Annotated in this window: 17 protein-coding genes and 2 pseudogenes; 6 read left to right on the top strand and 13 right to left on the bottom strand. The window is 60.1% G+C overall.

Annotated elements, in window-relative coordinates:
- The first annotated feature begins 8 nt into the window (after positions 1 to 8).
- The 5 genes from HNQ83_RS22265 to HNQ83_RS22245 are packed head-to-tail and all read left to right on the top strand — an operon-like array spanning position 9 to position 6,019.
- Entirely contained in the window at positions 9 to 1,337 is a 1,329-nt protein-coding gene (locus HNQ83_RS22265; protein ID WP_175390927.1) for a hypothetical protein, read from the top strand.
- 18 nt (positions 1,338 to 1,355) lie between these two features.
- A complete protein-coding gene (locus tag HNQ83_RS22260; RefSeq protein WP_218585549.1) occupies positions 1,356 to 3,350 on the top strand; it encodes a hypothetical protein in 1,995 nt (664 codons plus the stop codon).
- A complete protein-coding gene (locus HNQ83_RS22255; protein WP_175390926.1) occupies positions 3,347 to 4,492 on the top strand; it encodes an aminotransferase class I/II-fold pyridoxal phosphate-dependent enzyme in 1,146 nt (381 codons plus the stop codon). Before HNQ83_RS22260 ends, HNQ83_RS22255 begins: the two co-directional genes overlap by 4 nt.
- Positions 4,470 to 5,234 carry a hypothetical protein gene (locus tag HNQ83_RS22250; protein WP_175390925.1) on the top strand — a complete coding sequence of 255 codons (765 nt, stop codon included), beginning with the start codon at positions 4,470 to 4,472 and terminating at the stop codon, positions 5,232 to 5,234. The genes HNQ83_RS22255 and HNQ83_RS22250 overlap by 23 nt, the downstream gene beginning before the upstream one ends.
- Complete coding sequence (locus HNQ83_RS22245; protein WP_175390924.1) at positions 5,231 to 6,019, top strand: amidohydrolase family protein; 789 nt, start codon at positions 5,231 to 5,233, stop codon at positions 6,017 to 6,019. The genes HNQ83_RS22250 and HNQ83_RS22245 overlap by 4 nt, the downstream gene beginning before the upstream one ends.
- Here HNQ83_RS22245 and HNQ83_RS22240 read toward each other — a convergent pair.
- On the bottom strand, positions 6,013 to 7,359 hold the full coding sequence (locus tag HNQ83_RS22240) for a sigma 54-interacting transcriptional regulator (RefSeq protein ID WP_175390923.1): 1,347 nt from the start codon (positions 7,357 to 7,359) through the stop codon (positions 6,013 to 6,015). The two genes, HNQ83_RS22245 and HNQ83_RS22240, sit on opposite strands and share 7 nt — an antisense overlap.
- Before the next feature lie 336 nt (positions 7,360 to 7,695).
- Between HNQ83_RS22240 and HNQ83_RS22235 the strand changes: the two are divergent.
- Positions 7,696 to 7,844: pseudogene (locus HNQ83_RS22235) on the top strand (IS5/IS1182 family transposase); the annotation flags it as partial.
- A gap of 332 nt (positions 7,845 to 8,176) precedes the next feature.
- Here the strand turns inward: HNQ83_RS22235 and HNQ83_RS22230 are convergent.
- The 12 genes and pseudogenes from HNQ83_RS22230 to HNQ83_RS22175 all read right to left on the bottom strand — a co-directional run bounded on the left by HNQ83_RS22230 (position 8,177) and on the right by HNQ83_RS22175 (position 21,823).
- Positions 8,177 to 9,439: an EAL domain-containing protein gene (locus tag HNQ83_RS22230; RefSeq protein WP_175390922.1), complete on the bottom strand. Its 1,263-nt coding sequence runs from the start codon at positions 9,437 to 9,439 to the stop codon at positions 8,177 to 8,179.
- A 16-nt stretch (positions 9,440 to 9,455) separates the two neighbouring features.
- Positions 9,456 to 10,523 (bottom strand): chemotaxis response regulator protein-glutamate methylesterase, encoded by a 1,068-nt coding sequence (locus HNQ83_RS22225; RefSeq protein WP_175390921.1) that lies wholly within the window; start codon positions 10,521 to 10,523, stop codon positions 9,456 to 9,458.
- Positions 10,520 to 11,017: a chemotaxis protein CheD gene (locus HNQ83_RS22220; RefSeq protein WP_175390920.1), complete on the bottom strand. Its 498-nt coding sequence runs from the start codon at positions 11,015 to 11,017 to the stop codon at positions 10,520 to 10,522. Before HNQ83_RS22220 ends, HNQ83_RS22225 begins: the two co-directional genes overlap by 4 nt.
- Positions 11,014 to 11,850, bottom strand: coding sequence for a protein-glutamate O-methyltransferase CheR (locus HNQ83_RS22215; protein ID WP_175390919.1), 837 nt, complete (start codon positions 11,848 to 11,850; stop codon positions 11,014 to 11,016). The genes HNQ83_RS22220 and HNQ83_RS22215 overlap by 4 nt, the downstream gene beginning before the upstream one ends.
- Positions 11,851 to 11,860: 10 nt before the next feature.
- Entirely contained in the window at positions 11,861 to 12,388 is a 528-nt protein-coding gene (locus HNQ83_RS22210; RefSeq protein ID WP_175390918.1) for a chemotaxis protein CheW, read from the bottom strand.
- A gap of 12 nt (positions 12,389 to 12,400) precedes the next feature.
- Positions 12,401 to 14,041: a methyl-accepting chemotaxis protein gene (locus HNQ83_RS22205; RefSeq protein ID WP_175390917.1), complete on the bottom strand. Its 1,641-nt coding sequence runs from the start codon at positions 14,039 to 14,041 to the stop codon at positions 12,401 to 12,403.
- A 24-nt stretch (positions 14,042 to 14,065) separates the two neighbouring features.
- Positions 14,066 to 16,261 (bottom strand): chemotaxis protein CheA, encoded by a 2,196-nt coding sequence (locus HNQ83_RS22200; RefSeq protein WP_175390916.1) that lies wholly within the window; start codon positions 16,259 to 16,261, stop codon positions 14,066 to 14,068.
- Positions 16,258 to 16,596 carry a lipid asymmetry maintenance protein MlaB gene (locus tag HNQ83_RS22195; protein WP_175390915.1) on the bottom strand — a complete coding sequence of 113 codons (339 nt, stop codon included), beginning with the start codon at positions 16,594 to 16,596 and terminating at the stop codon, positions 16,258 to 16,260. The genes HNQ83_RS22200 and HNQ83_RS22195 overlap by 4 nt, the downstream gene beginning before the upstream one ends.
- Positions 16,597 to 16,609: 13 nt before the next feature.
- A complete protein-coding gene (locus tag HNQ83_RS22190; RefSeq protein WP_175390914.1) occupies positions 16,610 to 16,978 on the bottom strand; it encodes a response regulator in 369 nt (122 codons plus the stop codon).
- A 31-nt stretch (positions 16,979 to 17,009) separates the two neighbouring features.
- Positions 17,010 to 17,594: pseudogene (locus HNQ83_RS31285) on the bottom strand (methyl-accepting chemotaxis protein); the annotation flags it as partial.
- Positions 17,595 to 18,479: 885 nt separating this feature from the next.
- Positions 18,480 to 19,121 carry a response regulator transcription factor gene (locus HNQ83_RS22180; protein WP_175390913.1) on the bottom strand — a complete coding sequence of 214 codons (642 nt, stop codon included), beginning with the start codon at positions 19,119 to 19,121 and terminating at the stop codon, positions 18,480 to 18,482.
- Positions 19,118 to 21,823: a PAS domain S-box protein gene (locus tag HNQ83_RS22175; RefSeq protein ID WP_175390912.1), complete on the bottom strand. Its 2,706-nt coding sequence runs from the start codon at positions 21,821 to 21,823 to the stop codon at positions 19,118 to 19,120. The genes HNQ83_RS22180 and HNQ83_RS22175 overlap by 4 nt, the downstream gene beginning before the upstream one ends.
- Positions 21,824 to 22,155 lie beyond the last annotated feature (332 nt).

Below are 22,155 nucleotides of genomic sequence, written 5' to 3'. Positions count from 1 at the left end.
TGAGTGCGATGAACGCCTGCACCATGGCCCTGCGGCTGATCGAACAGGAAGTACTCGGCATTCGGGCACGTCTCGACGCCCAACTGCCCTACGCCCTGCAGATGCCGATGGTTCCGGCGGCCAACGTCAGTGACGAAGCCATGTCGGCGATCGAGCGCCACATGCAGGCAGCGCGCCAGCAGTTGCGTGTACGTATTGCGCGCTTCCTGCACCGGTTGCGCAGTTTGAATGCGACTCCGCACAACATCGCACTCGCTCAGCGCCACTACGCACTCTTGAAACTGTACTTCCACGCCTCACTCACGCACTTCGAAATATTCGCTGAAGTGCTCACGCAACGCAGTCAGCACGGTACCGGAATATGGCTGGCGGGGCTCGATGTCGCCGCTCAGGATGGCCTCAAGCAGCCGGGTGTGAACCTGCAAGTGCCGCCGGTGATCTGTTACGTGGAACGCGGACATGGCGGTGCAATAAGGCGTGCGCGCACGCGTTTGCCGGGAGGTGGGGCCAATCCGGTGGCCGTGATCCGCATCCCGCGTGAACGAATGGTCGGCACCGGCATCGCTGCATCGCTGTTCCACGAAATCGGGCATCAGGCTTCGGCGCTGCTCGACCTCGCCAACACCTACCGTCGGGCAACGGCGGCCAACGTCTCCAAGGGGCCACCCTGGTGGCGCGCATGGGATCGCTGGATCAGCGAGATCGTCGCCGATCTCTGGGCCGTCTCGAGGGTGGGCATCAGCGCGACCTGCGGGTTGATCAGTGTAGTCAGCCTGCCGCGGGCCTTTGTCCTGCGCATCAATCTGGACGATCCGCATCCGGCGCCATGGATTCGGGTCAAGTTGTCCGTCGCGATGGGCCGGGCGCTCTATCCGCATCCGCAGTGGACAGAGCTGGAGCACATGTGGGAGCGGCTCTATCCGCGTTCACAGATGAGCGCCAGTCAGCGCAGCGCGTTCGAGATGCTCGACCAGGCCATTCCCCAGTTCGTTGCATCACTGCTCGCACTGCGCCCTCCCGCTCTGGGCGGTCGCAGCGTGGGGCAAGCGCTCAGCCTGCCCGAGCGGCATCCGCATCAACTGCTTGATCTGTGGCAACGCGTGAAGTCGCGGCCGCAGCAGTTTCTCGCCGACACGCCGACGCTCGCCTTCGCGGTACTGGGCCAGGCGCGCTTCAGCGGCCTGTTGCCGGCCAGCCAGGAACTGCAGGTGATCGCCGAACTGCTGCAACGCTGGGCACTCGCCGGTTATCTGCCCTGGAGCGCAGGCAGCGCCCAACTGAGTGTGGTGTTGAACCAACGCAAGGCGCGGCCGTTTCCGCTTGCTTCCAATTTCTGATCCGTAAGGAGAGGTACGATGAGCAAATTTACTGTGCACTTCAATTTGACCGCCCAGAAGGTTGGCGTTGACTCGAATGAATACGAAATTATTTCCGACCCTCACTCGAGGATTGATGCCCCGCTAGAGAGTTTTATTTCAATGACCGTGACGCCCAAAATTGGGCACGAAAACACATTCCCCCTCGGAGAAAACGTATCGCTAACCATAGTTATCCAACTGATCCGCAAAGGCACCAATTTGCGCTCCGGAGGCAACTTGGTAGAACGTCTGATCGATTTTCTGGAGGATCTCATCGACTTCAATAAGACGGAGTCGAAGATTGCAATGCAGATCATTAATCAGATGTACCAATTCGGCAATGTTACTCTCCAAGGCACAGTACTCAGCCCCGATGCTCCCGAAAACACGGATCACGTCACTGATGGAGGGAAAGTCGACACCAGCCCTACGGTAAACGACAGCAACGACTCCGATTTAAACTCCGCCCCGCTGCCTCCAGACAGCTACAAGGTCCAGAACCCGATCACGCTGCAAAGAACGACTCGCCCGCTGACCGGCGACGTTGCGTTGTGGCTGATGATCAAGATGAACGCCAACAACCTCAATTGGGACAACTACACGGCTCAGTTAGACCTGCTATTCGGCTCTGACCCCACAGTGGGCCATGGATTGCTCGAAGGCGCGCAACGTTTGAGCCGCCGCCGTTTTCTGCCGTTCACAGACACCGATGCCTATCGCGCGCTCAAAGTCGCCACCGAGGCATTCGTCGTAACCTGGGGCGGCGTGGTCCCGGACAAACAGAATATTAGTTCGGTCTTTGACCTGATCCAGAAAGACACGACCGCTATCAATATCGCGTCGGAACGGCTCGGCATCGATATCAGCCAAGGTGAGTTGGTCAAGATCATGACTGATCAATACTTCGGCACTTCGTTCCCACCGACGATTCCCTATCTCACCCGCGTTGTCGAGGGATTGCGGGGCACGGACGCAGAGCGGTCCGCCAATGCCGCCAAGGAACATGTCGAGAAAACACAGATCAGCCAGGATCCCCCCTATTGCGGGGAGACCTGTTTATGGCTGGCCCACCTGAATCAGGACTTCTCCGCAAAACTTGCCCGCCCTCCCCTTACCGAGCTGATCTGGAGCTACTGGATGGAGGAAATGCAACTGGTGCAAACGATGAATGCGATCTCCCGTCGTTTCCAGAATGTGTCGAGCGGCCCCCGTGATCCGCTGGCCCAGTTCGAGCTCGATGCCGTGCGCCCGCTCAGCAACATGATCTGGGGCTGGGTTCAGGATGAACAACACCGTCTGCCGATCGAGCGCCGAGCCGCCGAGTATCAGCATGAATATGGCTTCCGGCTGTTTGGCCGGGCCGTGCCAACCACCCACGCGGCAGACGTGCGCAGCAAGTTCCTCGCGGCGTTCCACACCCTGCTGAATCAGTGCGTGCCATTCTTCCGCCAGGCCGACGACACCACCGTCGTGCCGGACGGTTTTCCGCTGCTCAACGCACTGCGCGAAGTACACCTGATCCTCTCGGAAGGCGCCCACAATCAGTTCCGCGATCTTCCGAGCACCTCGCGCATCGAGATGATGATGCAGCAGTGGATACTCGCACGGCAGGAGATGCGCGAATTCCTGCCGCGCCGCGCCATGATCGCGTATCCCGAGCCATGGATGCACTCGGTGGAAAGCATGCGCAAGCTGCAAGGCTGGGGCGACACGAACACCTACCAGTTCTGGCAACTGGCTACGACCGGCGAGCAGATTGTCTCGTCCATCCGCTGGGGCAACTGGAACTCGATCAACGACCCGACCAATGCGGCGAACTGGGCCGTGTTTTTCCGCCCCGAGATCCAGACGTACATCCACTCCTACCGTGCCGTCACCGGCATTGACGTGAGTGCTGAACCGGTCGATGTTCAGGTACCAGGTATTCATCTGATGCGTCGTCTCCATGAGCAGCAGGTGATCAAGGTTGAGCGCCGGAGCACGGCGCCATGATCGACTTTGCCTCCACGCTCTATTTGGGCATGCAGCATCCGTCCACGGAAACGGGCAGCTACGACACACTCACAACGGGCACGCCGGCATCGCTCGCGGTGTCGCCGCTCTCCGTCACGGTCGCGGCGCAGGCGGCGGCGCTCCAGGGCTGCGAGGCCGGCATGGTCGCGTCGTCGACATTGCATCTGTCGATCGACGTGCTCGACCGGCTGGGGCGCACGCACGCGATCATCGCCGACGAAGCGCTCTATCCGGTGATGCGTTGGGGCCTGGAGCGCATCATGGGCCTCGGTGTTCCGGTCGCCTGGTTTCGTCACGGCGACGCTGCCGATCTCGCGCGGCATATCCGGCAGTTGCCGCACACGCGACCACCGGCCGTCATCATCGACGCCACCAGCGTCGAGGGCTCACCGACGCCGATCCGTCGGTACCTTGCAATCGTCCGGCGCCATAGCGGATTGCTGGCCATTGATCAAAGCCAGACGCTCGGATTGCTGGGTGCGCGTCCTTGCGCATCGCATCCGTGGGGACGCGGTGGTGGTGGCGTGCTGCGGTACGCCGATATCGCGCCGGCGGAGCCTGTGTTGTTGCTCGCGTCGTGGGCAAAAGCATTTGGCGCACCACTCGCCACACTCTGCGGACCCGCCGCCCTCGTGAACGAAATCGCACGCGATGGCCCGACGCAATCACACTGCAGTACCGCGAGCCAGAACGCGTTACTGGCCGCGATGAACGCAATAGCGATCAACCAGCGCGACGGCGAGCGCCTGCGCATAGCGCTGTCGCGTCTGGTCGCCAGGCTCGACGACGGCCTGCGCTGGCTCGGGCGTCACCGCTTGCCCGATCTGCAGACACTGCGGCGTTTTCATCCGTTACAGCAAATCCGCCTCGATTCCACCGAGCGAACGGTTGGCTTGCACACGGCCTTACACGCACGCGGTTTTCGCACGGCACTGTTGCGCCAGCGAGGGTCCCACTGCGCTCTGGCGGTGGTCGTGCGAGCCAACCATCGCGCTGCGGACATCGACGCGCTGACCGCGGCAATAGGCGCGCTCGCACCTCGTTTGTCGCAGACCCGGGAGCATTTGACTCACCCCGTATCGATGGAGGAGTTCGGCCATGTTCAAAACATTAGAGGGTGAAACCCTGGAGCTCGCACCCTGGCGCATGCGCCGCTTTTTACGGCTCCTCGCCGACGCACGCCGCTATCCAGCCGGTACGCCACCTCACGTACTTGTCCAGGACCTGCGCCAGATCATCGCCCGCGCACGCCGTGTGAATACGCAACCGCGCATCGGCACAGCGCGCTTTAAAAGTACCGGCGCGTGCTGCGAGGCATGCCTGCTCGCGCAACAGAGGAATGGCGTACTCACGCTGCTGGGCCTCGCCATCGAATCATTGCCTCAGGCGGTTCACCAACGCGCAGCGGTCACACCAACGATGGAGTTCGAGGCGGCCGCCCGCTCCGCAACGATCGAACTGAAATGGGTACGCTATCCAACACTCGATGCGGCAGTCAAAGCGGCAAGCGGGTCCGGCATTTATATCCTGCGACGCGGCAGGCGTCCGGTCTACGTCGGACAAGCGGTGAACCTGAAACGGCGTCTGGCACTGCATCTGTGGTGCTCGGAGCGACATCGCAAGTCAGGGCTTGCCGCGTGGGTAACCAACGTTCCTAGAAAGGACCTCTCGGCCGTCGAACATACGGTCGTGCGGGCTTTGCGAGGGCGCGTGACTAACGCTCAACTGCAAAAAAATCAGATGATTGTCGGCCCTGGCAACCTGGCGATCACTCATCTCCTGCCCACCGACCTGAATTCTCGTCACATCAGCGACAACAAACTGATCCTGCGCAGCGGTGATCAATTCGAGTGGGAATCATGATCCTCGACTTCCATGTGCACGCCGGAGAGGGCGACGGCATGACCGGGCCTTGGGACACCCGAGCGCCGCTCGATGCCTATGCGCAGCGTGCGCAAGCGGCAGGCATCACCCGCTCGGTGCTGTTGCCCGTGTTCCAGTCCGACTACGTGCGAGGCAACCGCGAGATTGCCGCAATCGTGCGCACGAATCCGCGCCGGTGGATCGGCTTTGCAATGGTGCACGCAGAACGCGACCGCGATCGCGTACACCGCATGATCGAAGAAGCCGTGCTGCGGCTTGGCCTGCGCGGCATCAAGATACATCGCCACGACGCGCGCATTCATCGCCAGGTCTGCGATGCCGCACGACACTGGCGCCTGCCCGTGCTCTACGACCCCGGCGGTGAAACGGGTGCACTGAGTCTGCTTGCGCAGACCCATCCCGATGTTGCGTTCGTGTTCGCCCATCTCGGCAGCTTCGCCGACGATTGGGCCGCACAGCGACAGGTGATAGACCTGATCGCCCGACACCCCAACCTTTTCGCGGACACGGCCGGTGTGCGCCGTTTCGATCTGCTCGAGGAAGCATTCGTGCGGGCAGGCCCGGGCAAGCTCCTGTTCGGCTCCGATGGACCGTGGCTGCATCCGGGCCTGGAGTTGGCGAAAATCCGCGCGCTGCGGCCCACGCCCGCCGAGTTCGCCGACATCGCCGGCGGTAACGCCATCCGGCTGATCAAGCGAGTACGCGTGCAAGTCGACCCTGTGGCCTCGCTCTTCAACAGTTTATTGAGCCGAACCCATCATTGACCCGCCTCTGGACCACGCATCTGCCGACGCATCTGTAATGCACGCGGTGTGATTTGCAGCAGTTCGGCGACGCGGCCGGTCGAGCCGGCGCGACGCTCGGCGATCTGGACCGCGAGCGCCTCCGCAATCTGCCCGATGTGCTTGAGGCCCAATCCGGCATCGAGCGCGCGCTCGACGGCACGTTCAAAGGTTTTCTCCCAGCATTGATCATCATTTGCACGCTCAGTATCGACGACAAGCCCGTCGAGGCAGCCCGTGCTCAGAACACAAAAGCCGCGCTGGCGTTCCGCCATGCGACGCACGACATTGCGAAGCTCGCGCACGTTGCCGCGATACTCGGCATCTACGAGTTTGCGCATCACTTCCGGCATCACCTCGGGCACAGCATCACCCTCTTCGGCGAGAAAATGAGTGACAAGCAGCGGAATATCTTCACGCCGCTCAGCGAGGCTCGGCGCGCGTATCGTCCATTGGGTAATGCGAAAGTACAGGTCGCTGCGAAAGCGCCCCGCGCCCACTTCCGCCTCGAGATCGCGGTTGGTCGCACAGACGAGCCGGAAATCCGACTGCCGCCAGCTGTCCTCCCCCACGCGCTTGTAGGCGTGTTCCTGGATGACGCGAAGCAACCGCGCTTGCAAAGGCGGTTCGAGCTCGCCGACCTCGTCAAGAAAGAGCGTACCGTGATTCGCGAGGCCGACCGCGCCTTCGCGCGCTGCCACGGCGTGGGTGAACGCGCCCTTGGCGTGGCCGAACAATTCGCTACCCGATAACTCGGGGCTCAGCATGGTGCAATCAACGACGATGAATGGCCCGCGCCGGCGATCGCGATCAAGATCGTGAATGAGCCGCGCAAGCAGTTCTTTACCGCATCCGCTTTCACCGAGCAAAAGGCATGCACCATGTCCGAAGCGTCCCACCTCCGTGAGCGCGCGCAAGGTGCTGCGCCAGATGGGTGACTCGCCGACCGCTCGCCTCTTGAGCCAGTTGGAGCTCAGCACCGCCTCCATTTCCGCGAGGCGGGCCAGGCGCATCGCGACTTCACCCAGCAGCACCTCATGATCGGACGCCGTGACGAGGTCGCACACCGATGCGGGCCACCACGGTTCAGGACAACAAAGGTTGCGCGTGGCTCTCGTGCAACCGACGATGAACGCATCCGGGAGCGAAAGGCCACGCAACCACTGATTCGCCGCCATGCTCACACGATTGGCATGCGAAAACACCACGACCACTTGCAAGCCTTCTCCGCTGCCAGACACATCGACATGCTCAGGCAAGCCGTGCTCATGTAACGACCTGCCAAGACGCTGCGAATCTTCCTCGTACAGAACGACGCGCATCTTGCACCTCACCCTGCGGTGTCTGAAGGCGCAACGCGCATGGTGTTGCCCTCAGGCTGCATCGCGGCACTGCCACGGCACTGCCGCCCCACCGTCATACTTCGTTCATTGACAGCATTGTGAAAATTGAAGCAATGCGGCCAGCCGGTCCGTTTTGTGCATTGGCCAGAACGCGAAGTTAACTTTCTCCCTGGGGAGTGAATCGGCCGGCTGGCCCTGTGATGAAGCGATGGATCCAATGAACGCTAGTACATAAAGTTGATCAAATAAAGGACAACCTGGAAAAGACTTCCCGACTTGGCAAAACCCACAGGGCACCTGTCGCCGAGTTTCCCGGTGAAGCGAATGACCTTCACCGATGCCGACGCGGAGTGCACGGGTAAACGCAGGCAGGCCTGCAAGGAATTGTTCCTGATTGAGGCGGATCAGAGGATGCCCGCAAGGGGCTGATCGAGCAGCACTACCCGAAGGGTGAAGGCGGGAAAACAGAAAGCTTCTGAAGAATAAAACAAATAATATCAATGCTTTGAAAGGAAAAGACCCGGCTTTTGGCCGGGTCTTTTTTTGCCAGTTTTCTGGCTTATGGCTTCAGGCTAATGAAGTCTTTAGGTGCTGCAAATTCGATGGCGCGGATGATATCAAAAGAATATTTGTTGGCAAGAGAAGCCGTTGATCAGTGGGGCAAAGTAATGGCAAATAGCACTTGAGAATCAATTGCATAATCTCTAAGCTGCGTCGGCGTCAAGGAGGACGCCCCCCCGTTTTCAACACCCAATCCCCTTCAGGATTCTCCGATTATCCGCCCCACCCGCCCCCGTCAACCGTTACCAAAAATACGTCGAAAGAAACCGCCTGGTTTCAATAATTTCTGCAGCCGTTGCTGATTGGCGCTCCACCAGAGCAGCAATGCTTCGCCGGGCATGGGTTTGGCAATGAAGTAACCCTGGGCCTCGTCGCATCCCAGTTCACGAAGCAGCGCCCAGTCCTTATGTGTTTCCACGCCTTCGGCGACCACCTTGAGTTTCAACCGACGGGCGATGTCCAGTGCACTTTCCAGCAGGATGCGCAGATGGACGTTCTCACTCGCGCCATTCACAAAAGCACGGTCGACCTTCAACTCGGAGCACGGGACTCGAGACAGCTGCAGCATGCAGGAAAAGCCCGTCCCGTAATCATCCACCGACAGTCCAAAGCCTTTGAGGCGCAAACGCGCCAGCGTTCCCTGGGTGATTGCCAGATCCGTCATCAGCGCGCTTTCGGTGATCTCCAGCATGATGTAGTGCGCAGCGATGCCGCTGGCCGCGACCCGTTCGATGATGGCGTCTGCCAGTTTCGAATCGGCCAGCGAGCGTGCCGACAGGTTGATCGAGACACTGATCAGCAACCCGTCGGCATGCCATTTCTGGCAATGGCGCAACGACAAATCCAGGATCAGCATCGTGATGGCCGACATGTTTTCGCTACGTTCGACCAGATCGAGGAAGTGTCCGGGTTGCAGCAAACCGTGCTGCGGATGCTGCCAGCGAATCAGCGCTTCTACACCGCTCAGTCGGCCATCGTGCAATGAAATCTTGGGCTGGAAATAGGCGCAGAACTGCTTCTGCTCCACCGCGTCGATGACCTCCTGCCCGCTCAATTCCGGTCCTTGCTCAGCCAAGGCCTGAAAGGCATCGCGCTGCTGCACCACGGCCGAGAAACGCCCGAGACTGGAGGCCAGCTGACTGAGGTTGACCGGTTTCTGCAGCACCCCCAGAAGCTTGACCCCCAGGCTCTTGCCCATGCTTTCCACAACCGTGAGCAATACGCTCTCCCGTGCACTGGCAACGATCACGGCCGGGTCCAGGCCAAGCCGGACCATTTCGTGCAAGACCTGCACGCCATCCATGCCCGGCATTTCCAGGTCAAGAATCACGACATCGATATGCGGCACTTCACGCAACAGGGCAATGGCTTGATAGCCATCTTCGGCCTGATGGATTTCCGTAGCACCCAGGCGCGAACACAGGTCCACTGCAAATTCACGCTGTACCTGACTGTCGTCCACGACCAGGATGCGTTTTGGCGTAATACTCGACTGCATAACCATCCCTCTCGTCTCACTGCCAACCCATCAACAACGCCGCAATGGCGTCGAGCGCTATGACCTGCTCGGCCCCTCCCAGTTTGATGGCTTCCTTGGGCATGCCGAACACCACACAACTGTCCTCGTCCTGCGCGTAGGTACGCGCCTTGGCATCGAACATTTCTTTCATTCCCCGAGCACCATCGTCCCCCATGCCGGTCATGATCACCCCCAGCACATTGCTGCCGGCCTGTTGGGCGGCGGAGCGAAACAGCACATCGACTGAAGGCCGGTGCCTGCTGACCAGCGGCCCGTCCTTGACCTCTACGTAATACTGCGCGCCGCTGCGCTTGATCAGCATGTGCCGCCCGCCGGGTGCAATCAGCGCCAGGCCAGGCAACAGACGATCACCGTCGCGCGCTTCGCGCACTTCAATGGCACAGAGCGAGTTCAGGCGTTCGGCAAAACTGCGGGTAAAGCGCTCGGGCATGTGCTGGACAATGGCAATCGCCGGGCAGGTGACACCCAGTTCTCGCAGAATGAGTTCCAGTGCCTGTGTTCCGCCCGTCGACGTCCCCAGCACCGCAATTTTTTGCGTCGTGCGCAGGCTTTGAAGGGCAACGGCCGAGGCTGGCAACGCGTCAGTCATCAGTCGCACCGCCGGCGCCCTGTCGCTGGCTGCTTCGTTTCGGCTGCGACGCGGGCGCGCCTGGGCAGCCGTGCGGATGGCTGTCACCAACTCATGAGCGCTTTGCTGAAGAAAGTCGCGCAAGCCCACCGTCGGCTTGGCGATGACTTCGACCGCGCCGGCCGCCAGCGCCTGGAGCGTTACATCGGCGCCCTTTTCGGTCAGTGTGGAACAGATCACCACGGGCGTCGGTCGAGTGGCCATGATCTGGCGAAGGAAGGTGATACCGTCCATGCGCGGCATCTCCACATCCAGCACAATCACGTCCGGCCAGTTGCCCTGCATTTTCTGCAAGGCCAGCAGCGGATCGATGGCCGTCCCGATCACCTCGATATCTTTATGACCGGACAACAGTTCCTGCATGACCTGGCGCATGACAGCGGAGTCATCGACGATCATGACCTTGATCGTCATTGCACCGTCCTCCCCCAGCTGGCGGGCAACGCCAAAGGCGCCCCGTGTCGTACCCAGACGTCACCGTTGGACAGATCGAATCGAAGGTAGCGATGCCCCTGCCCTCCCAGATCAGAGCTGACCAGGGCGACACCTTCGGCACGCAGGCATTGCTCGGCGAATCGAATATTACGCAAGCCGACACTCTGATGCCCTTGGGCGCCTACCAGGGCCCGCGCGCCACCGAACAGCTTGGCTTCACAGTCACGAATGTCCAGACCGTTCGCCCAAGCCTGGCCTTTCAACCAGAGAATGGCCTCCTCGCCATAACGGCCGTCGAGCCTCTGCACCGAGTCACGCAGCCGGTTAGGCAGCATGAAATGGCACAACCCGCCCAGCTTGTGCGCCGGATGCCACAGCGTGATCGTGACGCAAGAACCCAGCACCGTTTCGACCTGACAGTCGCCACCGCCGAAAAACCAGCCGCCCGGTTTGATGAACAGTTTTTCGCTCATACGCCGACCTTGCGATAAACCGAGGGTGTGACCAGTTCCAATGCCAGGTGCGTGTCATGTAGGGACTCGGAATGACCGACCATCAGCCAGCCACCCGGCTTCAACCGCTCCACCACATTGCGCAGCACCAGCAACTTGGTCGGCGGGTCGAAATAAATCAGCACATTGCGCAGCAAAATCACATCGAATAACCCCAGGGTGTTGTCCTGTTGCGTCAGGTTTCCCGGTATGAACTGCACGCGTTCACGCAACGCGGCTTCCACCAGGAAATACCCCGAATAACGCCCGGTGCCCCGCAGGCAATAACGTTTGAGATAAGGCGCAGGGATGCGCTCGCCACGACTCATCGGGTACAACCCGCGCTGGGCATTGATCAGCACCTGACGGCTGATATCGGACGCGGTAATCGACCAGGGTTTCGGCGAGCGAAAACTGTCGAGAATCATGGCCAGGGTATAGGCCTCCTCCCCCGTCGAACTGGCGGCGCTCCACACCCGCAAATCCGGGCTGGCGTGCAGCGCGGGAATCACTTTGTTCTGTAGCAGCTCGAAATGCTTGGGCTCACGGAAGAAGTAGGTTTCATGGGTGGTGATCAGGTCGATGGCCGTTTCGCGCTCCTCCGCGCCCGCCTTCGACACCAGCAAATTGTAATAAGCGCGGTAGTTGTCCAACCCCAATGCGTTCAGTCGCTTCGCCAGCCGGCCACACAGCAACGGTTTTTTCACCGTGGTCAACTGAAGCCCGATCCGCTCATGGAAAAACCGTTGGAACAGACCGAATTCCTGATCGCTGATGGACGAAACCATTGCCGTACCCGCACTCTCGACTGCCATGTACTGCTTCCTATTTGTCGAGCGAAGTCATACCCACCAATTCGCGGATTTCGTCTACCGACAAGACCTGGCGAATATCGAGGACGATGACGAACTGTTCGTTCTGACTGAGGATGCCGGCGATGAAATCGGCGCGGATGCGTGCGCCGAAAGTCGGTCGCGCATCCACCTGATCGGCATCGACGGCCAACACTTCGTTGACCGCGTCGACAATGATGCCGAGCATCTGGGCTTCGTCTTCCTGCACCACTTCGACGATCACGATGCAGGTACGCCGACCAATCACCGTTCGCTCGTAACCGAAGCGAAGCGACAGGTCGACCACCGGTACCACGGCCCCGCGAAGGTTGATCACCCCCCGCAAAAAAGCCGGCATCATCGGGATTTTTGTCAGGCCGCCGAACTCGATGATTTCGCGGATATGTTCGATGGGCAGCGCGTACAGTTCCTCCCCCAATGTGAGTGTGAGGAACTGCTGGATCAGCGGCGCATCTTGCAGAGCCGGCACGCGGCTCTGATTCAGTGTTGACGATGACATGACGACAGCCTCTTAGAATCGAGTGAACGCTGCTTCATCGACGATCTCTTCCTGCGAAGGACGTCGCATCGGAATCACTTCGGCCCGTTGCGGTCTGCGCACGGGGGCCAGCGTCTGGCTCGCCTTCTTCAAGGTTTCATCGCCAATCCGGAAGAACTGAATCATCTCTTGCAGTTGCACCGCCTGGGTGCTCATTTCTTCTGAAGTGGACGACAACTCCTCGGAGGCCGAAGCGTTGACCTGGGTGGTCTGCGCCAACTGGCTGACCGCCAGATTGATTTGCTCAAGCCCGGTGTTCTGCTCGCGGGAAGCCGCGGTGATTTCCTGCACCAGGTCAGCGGTCTTGCGAATCGACGGCACCATTTGATCCAGCAATTGGCCCGCACGCTCGGCCAGGGTGACGCTGTCGGTCGCCACGCCGCCAATTTCCTGGGCCGCGACTTGACTGCGCTCGGCCAGCTTGCGGACTTCGGCAGCCACCACCGCAAAGCCCTTGCCATGATCACCGGCGCGCGCCGCTTCAATGGCCGCGTTGAGCGCCAGCAGGTTGGTCTGATAAGCGATGTCATCGATGATGCTGATCTTCTGCGCGATCTGACGCATCGCATGGACCATCTGGCCTACCGCTTCACCACCCTCCACCGCATCCTTGGCCGACTGGCTGGCCATGCTGTCGGTGACTTTGGCGTTCTCGGTGTTTTGCGCCACGGTCGCGGAAATCTGCTCGACCGACGCGCTGGTTTCTTCCACGTTGGCTGCTTGCTCCGACGCGTTCTGGCTCAAGGCTTCGGAAGATGCCGCCACTTGCTCCGAAGCGGAGGCCAGCGAGTCGGCGGTCATGCGCACATCGCTCATGATCGCGCGCAGGCGAACCACCATCAGTTGCAGGCTGTACAGCATGCTGGTGTTGTCACCTTGACGCAGTTGCACGTCTACCGTCAGGTCACCGCCCGACACGCGTTGCAGGACATTCATCGCATCTGCCGGCTCACCGCCCACCTGGCGCGAGATCATGCGGGTGATCAGCAGCCCCAGCGCCAGCGCCAGAATGAAGCCGCCAATCATCAGGCCGACCATGAAATTGTTGATGCCGGCTACGATCTGGTCGGCTTCGGCGTTGACCGTTTCAGCCGTGGTGCTATTGACCTCGACCAGGCCGGAGACCGTTTTCAGCACGGTTTCGAACAACGGTTTGGTTTCACCGCGCAGCCGTTGCAGCGCCTCTTCGGGTTTCTCTTCCAGCAACAGGTCAGTCACGCCCTTGACCGAAATCAGGTAGGCCGGCATCTGTTGGTCGTACTGCTCCAGCAGACGTTTCTCCGCATCCACCAGATAGGTCTGACGGTAGGCCGCTACCAACTCTTCGATCTTGCGCACCGAGTTGGCATTCTCGGATTGTTGAAAGGTGGTCATGGCCCTGTCGTTCAATGCCACCGAAACATAGGCCCGGCGATTGTGTTGAACCAGTTCGATTTCCAGTTTGTTCAGATCGCGAATCGGCACCAGTCGATCGCTGTACATCGTGGTCATCAGGTCATTGACCTTGCCGATGTTGATGACCGCGGCCAGGCCAATGACCAGCGCGACCAGGGCGACCACGAGGAACGTGGAGATAAGCTTTGCACCCAACTTCAGATTCACGAACCACTGCATATCATTTCTCTCCGACGACTTAAGTTAATTCATCACACTGCGATTGACGTCAGGTGCAACTTCCACGGGGCGCCCAGGCGTATCGACCGATACCGCGTTGGCACGCTGGAGCAGATTCGCCACATCAAGGATCAGGGCAACACGCCCGTCGCCGAGGATGGTCGAACCGCTCAAACCACGACTTTTCTGAAACAGCATGCCCAGCGGCTTGATCACCGCCTGGAGCTCGCCCACCAACTGATCAACCACCAGGCCGGCACGGTGTGCCCCATGCTGTAGCACCACCAGACTTTCACGCCCGGTGGAAGCGCCGGTGATGCTGAACACTTCGCGCAGGCGCAAGAAGGGCAAGGGTTCGCCGCGCAGGCGGATCAGGTGGTGACGACCCTCGTGAGGCGGCAGATCAACACACTCGATGACCTGCTCCAGCGGCAGCACGAAGTGTTCTTCGCCGACCCGGACCTGGAATCCATCGATGATCGCCAGCGTCAGCGGCAAACGAATCTGCACGGTGGTGCCGCGACCAAACTCGCTGAGGACTTCCACTTCGCCGCGCAACTGTTCGATGTTGCGGCGCACCACATCCATTCCCACGCCTCGGCCGGACAGGTTGGTCACATGCTCGGCCGTGGAAAAACCCGGTTCGAAAATCAACCGGTAAACCTCTGCATCGCTCAAGGCCTGGTCCTGTTGCACCAGGCCACGCTGTAACGCCTTGGCCAGGATGCGCTGGCGATCCAGGCCCCGGCCGTCGTCGCTGACTTCAATGACGATGCTGCCGGACTCGTGATAGGCGTTCAGGCGCAGCGAACCGCTGGCGACCTTGCCGTTGACCAGGCGCTCTTGTGCCGTCTCGATGCCGTGATCCATGGCATTGCGCACGATGTGCATCAACGGATCGGCGAGCCGTTCCACCATCGATTTGTCGAGTTCGGTGTCGGCCCCCGTGACCAGTAGCTGAATGTCCTTGCCAAGCTCTTTGGAGATGTCCCGCACGACCCGCGGGAATCGCTGGAACACTTCGCCGATCGCCACCATGCGCAGGCTCAATGACGCATCGCGAATGCTCTCGACCAGCACCGACATGGCCTGGGCCGACTCTTCGAGCATGTCCATATCCCGTCGCAAGGCATGCAGATTGGTGGCGGCTCCCGCGATCACGAGTTCTCCGACCAGGTTGATCAACTGGTCCAGCTTGCCCACCTCGACCTTGATGAAGACCTGCTCGTGAACACGCTTGTCTTCACTGTGCTTCTGCTTGTTCAGAGCCGCGGTCATGACCGGTTGGGGCACCAGATGATCGTCCAGCAACAGTGAACCCAGGAGCGGCACGGGCGCCGACTCCAGACGCTGGCGCTCCAGCACGCGGTCGAGTTCGGCTGGGGTGAGTGCGCCGCATTGCAGCAATATTTCGCCCAGGCGCTGCGGCGACTCAGGCAGCGCCTTGATCAATCGCAGGTATTCTTCAACCTGGCTGTAAGGCGGCAGGATGCTGAGCTGGCAGTCATCACGAACGAACTCGAATACGCTCTCGATGTCCTGTTTGCTCGCCGCTGAATCGAACTCCAGCTCGAAGCCCAGGTAACAGCTTTCGGCATCGAAGCGCTCGCCGATGGGCAGTTGATCGGTGACCGTGTGCAGCTGGACGATGCGCCCCAGCTTTCCCAGGTAACGCAGGAAGGACAACGGGTCCATGCCATTGCGCAGCACATCCGCCGACAGGCGAAGGGAGATATGCCAGAACGCGTTGTCGACTGAATCACCGGGCTCTTGCGCCTGGGGCTCACCCGCTTCTGCCGCCTCGACTTCAGGTCCTGGATCGCTGTGTGTACGGTCCAGATACTCCTGCAGTTGCACCAGCAGATGGGCGCGCAGAACCGCGTTCGGCTCGTGCATCTCGCTGCCCTCCTCCACGGCCGTGAGGAGGCTGCCGATGTAATCGCCACAGGTCAGCAACAGCGAGAGCATCGCCCCTTCGACAAACAGCTCGCCGGTACGCACCTGGTCCAGCAGACTTTCCGCCACGTGCGTGAAGCTGACCAGAGACTCCAGGCCGAACAGACCGGCAGACCCCTTGATCGTATGGGCCGCACGGAAGATCGCGTTGATCCGTTCCTCGCTGAACCCCTGCTCCTCAATCGCCAGCAGCGCCTCTTCCATGGTCGCCAGCAACTCCCGCCCCTCTTGCACCAACGCACCGCGAGCGCTGTCCAGGTTCATTGGATGACCTCCTCTTGAGCGGACTCGCCCGACGTCGAATCGCCCAACTCGGCAACAAGATTGAGCAACTCGAGCACCTCCCACACGACGGGCGAATGGCGCACGAAATGGACGACTTTGTTCTGCCGCGCCGCTTCGCGCTCCAGCACCAGCAGGAGTTGCACGCCGGCGGTGTCGAAGTCCTCGATACCGGCCAGGTCGACCAGCCACTGCGGGTGTGGCTCAAGCGCCTGCAAGAGCGCTTGCCGCATCGTCGCGGCGCTGTAGATGTTCAGCTCGCCGACCAGACTCAGACCGTGTTTTCCAGCGCATTCAAAGTGACTGATAGTCGCCATGGCGGTCGCACCTCTAAGGCAGGATTAGTTTGGACACGGCATCCAGGAGAACCGGCGGCTGGAACGGTTTGACGACCCACGCACGCACACCCGCCGCCTTGCCTTCGTTCTTTTTGGCTTCGCCCGACTCGGTGGTCAGCATGATCACGGGGGTGAATTTGTACGCCGGCAGCTGCTTGGCCGCTTTGACGAAGGTGATGCCGTCCATCACGGGCATGTTCACGTCCGAGACGATCAGATTGATCTTGCGACCGTCCAGCTTGCCCAGGGCATCGCGACCGTCGAACGCCTCCACGACGCTGTAGCCGGCATTTCTGAGCGCGATGCCGACGACCTGCCGGAAACTGCTGGAGTCATCGACGATCAACACTGTCTTTGCCATGAGGTTGCCCCTTGTTTTTATCTTCGGAAGATCAGAAAAAGGTCACGGATGACTGTTCGACCTGTGCCTGGCTTTCACCGCCGTGGATGCGCACTTGTTCGAGCGTGGTGTAACCGGCCTCCAGTTCCTGCAGCCAGGCCAGCGCATCCAGGGGCGCCTCGTCGTACAGGCGCTCGAACAGGCGACGCATATCCGTCGTGATGTGAGTGGTGATCTGACTGACCCGATCCTGGAATTGCAGGTCCACCAGGACTTCATTGACGTTGTGCTCCACCTCTCGACTGGAGGTCTGCAGCAACGTGATGCGTTGCTCCATCAGGTCGATGCCCTGGGTCAGCTCGCCCAAGACCTGGTTCACGATGTGTTCGGCTTCGCGGATCATCGCCTGCTCGGTGTCGGCGACCTGGCCGGCGTGCTCGATCAGCTCATGCATGGAACCGCCCATCACACGCACCTTTTCGGTGATTCGCGCACCGGTGGCACCCGACAGGGTCGACAGTTTGCGCACCTCGTCGGCCACCACCGAAAAGCCGCGCCCGGACTCGCCGGCACGGGCAGCTTCGATGGCGGCGTTGAGGGCGAGCAGATTGGTTTGCGAGGCGATTTTGGCGACATCTTCGGCCATGCCGAACAGTTCATCGACGACATTGCCCAGGGTGCGGACTTCGGTCAGAAAATGCTCGCGCTCGGCACGGGTGGCATCCAGGGCGTTGACCGCTTTAGGCAGTTCGACTTGCGCGCTGCGGATAACCTCGACAACGCCATTTTCTCCGTTGTCGTCTGAGCTCAACGCAATGGTTTCGCCCACCTGGCGACTCATCGCGATAAATTTTTGCGTTAACCCGCCCGCCGCGTTTTCCGTTTGCGTGCGCGCCAGTTCGACCTGCTTTTCCCACAGCGGCAGGACACTCGATAGCAGTTCGCGCAGGCTCGACTGTTCGCTCGGCGTTTCGCTCTGCGCGAGCACCTCGACACCTTGCGCAACAACGGCAGGTGCTTGACGCCAGCACCACCAAAGGCACAAGCCTTGAATCAGAGCGGCCGCGCCCGCTTTCCACCACGCATCCGCCAGCGCGCTACAAAGCGCGATCGTCAGCAGCCATGCGGCGATCAGCGCGAGAGGACTGCGTACTTGTGTGCGTACCGGGTTCAGCGACATCAGACTCACCCCAATCTTGTTTTTATTGCGGGGCTTCTACTGCCGGGACAGCGCTGTTCGAGCAGATGCAGATTGCTGGCAGAAGGCCACGCCATTTCGGGCAAAGTCTATAAGCCGAGCCTGAAAGCGACTACGAGCCAATTACCGGGAGTGACTAGGTAAAATACCCTATACGGTTTCGGGTAACTGGCCCGGTAGAAGACACAGCGCAGCCTGTGGGAGCGAGCCTGCTCGCGAAGGCGGTTTATCAGACAGCTTTGTGTCGACTGACACTCCGTTTTCGTCGGAACGCCGCCCGGAGCCGGCTCGCTCCCACAGGGAATTGGGAGATGCCTGCCGGGACTATTTATCAAGGTCCAGAATGCCTTGGCGGATGGCATACACCACCAGGCCGGCCAGGTCGCGGATATTCAGGCGCACCATCAGTTGCGCACGATGGGCATCAACGGTCTTGACGCTGAGATTGAGCTGGTAAGCGATTTCCTTGTTGGTTTTGCCGTTGACCAGCCAGTAGAGCACTTCACGCTGGCGCGCTGTCAGGGTGGCTTCCTCGGGCTCTGATCCCTGGGTGTTCATGGCCTCGATGACACGGCCGGAAATCCTCGGGCTCAAGTAACGATGACCGCTCAATACAGCCTGGATGGCCATGCGCAATTCGACTTCGGCGGCGTCCTTGAGCAAATAGGCCGAAGCCCCCAACTGCATGGCCTTGAGGACAAAATCGCGGGTATCGTGCATCGACAGCAGGATGACAGGGAGCGTCGGCCAATGGCTGCGCAAACGGGTCAGGGCTTCCAGGCCCGACAAACGCTCCATGGTGATATCCATCAACAGAATGTCCGGCGTGTGCAGCGCCAGCAGCCTTTCGACATCGTCGCCATCACACCCCTCGGCCACCACCGAATAGCCCCAATCCTCCAGCAGGACGCGGATGCCCGCGCGCACCAGGTTGTGATCATCCACCAGGACAATTCGCACACTCATGCCACGTCACCTCGCTCGGAATCTCTCTTGTCCGGTACGACGACCTCTATCTGAGTGCCTTGCCCCCAGGTCGAGGTCAGAACAAATTCACCGCCCAGAAGCTTGGCTCGTTCTGTCATGCTCATCAATCCCATGCCACTGCCATCCAACAAAGCCGCGTGATAGTCAAAACCGCGTCCGTTATCCACGATCTTCAAGTGAATGCTGTCATTGATCCGGGCCAGGCTGATTTCGACGCACGTGGCAGCGGCGTGCTTGAGCACATTGCTCAGCGCTTCCTGAAAGATCCGGAACAAGGTGATTTCCACACAGGGTTCGCAGCGTGGTTGCAACTCGACGCAATCGAGCAGGCAACTCACGCCCCCCGGCAGATCCGGCAAACAGTTATCGATTTGCCAACGCATGGCCGCCACCAGCCCCAGGCTGTCCAGTTGCACCGGACGCAACATCCGCGACAGGTCGCGCACCTTGCTCAAGGCCTCGTCGGCAATGCGCACCAACATCCCCTGTCGCAGCTCAATTCCGCCTTCCAGGTGGCGTTGAATGCCGGCGGCACTGATCTTGATGCACGTCAGCAGTTGCCCGATATCGTCGTGCAGTTCTCGAGCAAGATGACGGCGCTCGCTTTCCTGCACCTCGATGATTTGCCCGGACAACCGTTGCAGACGGCCATTGGCGGCTTCCAGATCACTTTGCAAACGACGGTGTTCGCTGACATCGCGTAACATCACCTGAATGCACACTTCGCCTTCCATCATCAGCCGTCGCGCAGCCATTTCGACTTCGATATCGGTGCCATCCAGCCGCCGATAGAGGCGTGGCAAAAAGGTCGGCACATGGTCGCGCTTCATCACCCAGACCAAATCATCCAGCAGCTGCGGGTGAAAACAACGAGCGACCAGGTCGTAAACATTCTGGCCGATAAACTGATCGACCGATTCAGCGGCGAACAGCCTTGCCGCCGTCACATTGGCAAAAACCACGCGCGAGCGGCGCAGGATCATCAAGCCTTCCGGCAGCAGTTCGACCAGTTCGCGGTAATGCCGCTCACCTTCACTTAATCGCTGCTCCACGCGTTTCTGCTCGGTGATGTCGAGCATGGCGCCCAGCAGAATGGGCGTGTCATTGTGCGGGCGTAACTCGCCGCAAATCAGGATGTCGCGCAAGCGCCCGTCAGGTCGACGAATCTGCAATTCCATGTCCAGCCGCTCGCCATCCAGCGCCCGGTTGATCGCATGGTGGGCACGGCAGCGCTGTTCGTCCACGATGCTGTCGAAGAAGTCGGTGTGGGTACACTCGCCGGAAATGGCCGGCAGCCCGAAGATGCGCGCGCATTCATCCGTCCAGGTGGCGTGTTCGGCGCCGAGTTCCCAGGACCACACGCCCAACCCCGCAATCAGTTGTGCTTCAAGCAGTTTCTGTTGTGAAACCTTCAGCTCGTTTTCGGCTTGTTGCTGGACCGAAATGTCATGCAGGCAGGCCAGGACATAGACATTTTTACCCAGCCGGATCGGCGATAATTGCACCTCGCAGAAAAATACCCCAGGATGATTCAGGCGCCTGAATTTCAGGGTGACGCACATCTCGGCACCGTTATGAACGTCGATCAGCAACTGCGCAATCAACGCGGTAGCCTGCTGGTTATTCAACTGTTCGGGACAGCAAAGATCGACAAACTGATACCCGCCCAGGCTCTGCGCACTGTCCAGGCCAAACAGTTGGGCGGCGCGCTCGTTTGCCTCATGAATGCCGGACGAACCCAACACCAGCACACCATCGCGAATCGATTGAAACAAACGGCGGTAGCGATACTCGCTGCGTCCGATTCGTCGCCAGGCGGCCGCCAGACCGAAGGACGCCAACACGATCACCAGACATGTCAGGAGCAAGGCAATAAGGGTGAAGAGCCGCTGTTCGCTCCACTGCGCGAGGTACTCCTGCGGCCATCGGGCGACGACAATCTGCAACGGATACCGAGAGACGGCCTGGCGCACCAGCAGAACATCCAGCCCCCACCCCTTGCGCAGCCACTGCACGCCATCCTCGCCCGGCCTGTATGCCTGCTTCGGCAAACGACCCTGCTGTCGATAGACATTGCCCTCCAGATCCCTCAGCACCAGGGAAACATCGAAGTTGTAGCCCAGGCTGAAAAAGTAATCGCGCTGGCTGGTCAGCGGCACCAGCGCCCCCACCGTCAACCACTGGCCATTGGGGCACCGGTAACGTCGGAACACGGGTAACCAGAGCTTGCCGTCCAGTTGTCGACTGGGTCCGAACCAGAGTTCCTGGCCGGCATCCTTCGGCGGCTGCCAGTCAATGCCTTGGTAAGCCGCTTCGGGCAACGCCCAGTGCCTTTGCCCGGCACCGACCAGCAGCGGTCCATTCTGCGGATCGGAATGGACAAACCGCACCAGTTCGGTACCGACCTCAGCGTCCGTCAATGGCCATTGCAGATTGAGCAAATGATTGGCCAGGGCATCCATGGCAAACCTTCGCTGCTCCAGGACGTTGGCCAAATGGCCGGTAATCGCCGCGGTCAACACCTGGGTACGCACGGCCATCGTACGCTGACGATCGTGATAGTCGCGCCACAGGCTCAGGCTACCCAGCCCCACAATGAGGCTGAGCAAGGTAATGCAGCAGATCCAGATCAACAGGTAGGGGCGTGAGTCCGGGCGGATAGATGTTTTCAGACGCGACACTCGCATAACAATCCGGAACTCAGATTCAACATGGGTAATGAGGAGGTATTGGCCAAGGCCCCGCAAAAATCCGACGTGCCGGGCACGCGACACTCAATCATCGGCGAGCCTTCAGGCAGGCGGATTCAGGTTCGGGAGGCGACTTTGGAGTTCAGGGGAGCACACACTACTACGGAATTTGCGAGGGAGAATATTCGGGCCGACGTACGTTGCCAAAATGCATTTATGCCGTATCCATTGGCCGATGCGCAGGTCACTGCGCGTGATAGCTACTTGCCATCTCAGTATTAGTGTAATCAATTTGCCGGCAGCATCGGCCCAGTTTTTTACCT

Origin of the sequence: Pseudomonas sp. C2B4 (assembly GCF_013359695.1) — a bacterium.
Lineage (GTDB): Bacteria > Pseudomonadota > Gammaproteobacteria > Pseudomonadales > Pseudomonadaceae > Aquipseudomonas.
Note: the sequence above shows the minus strand (reverse complement) of the source record. Positions and strands in the feature narration are given on the sequence as shown.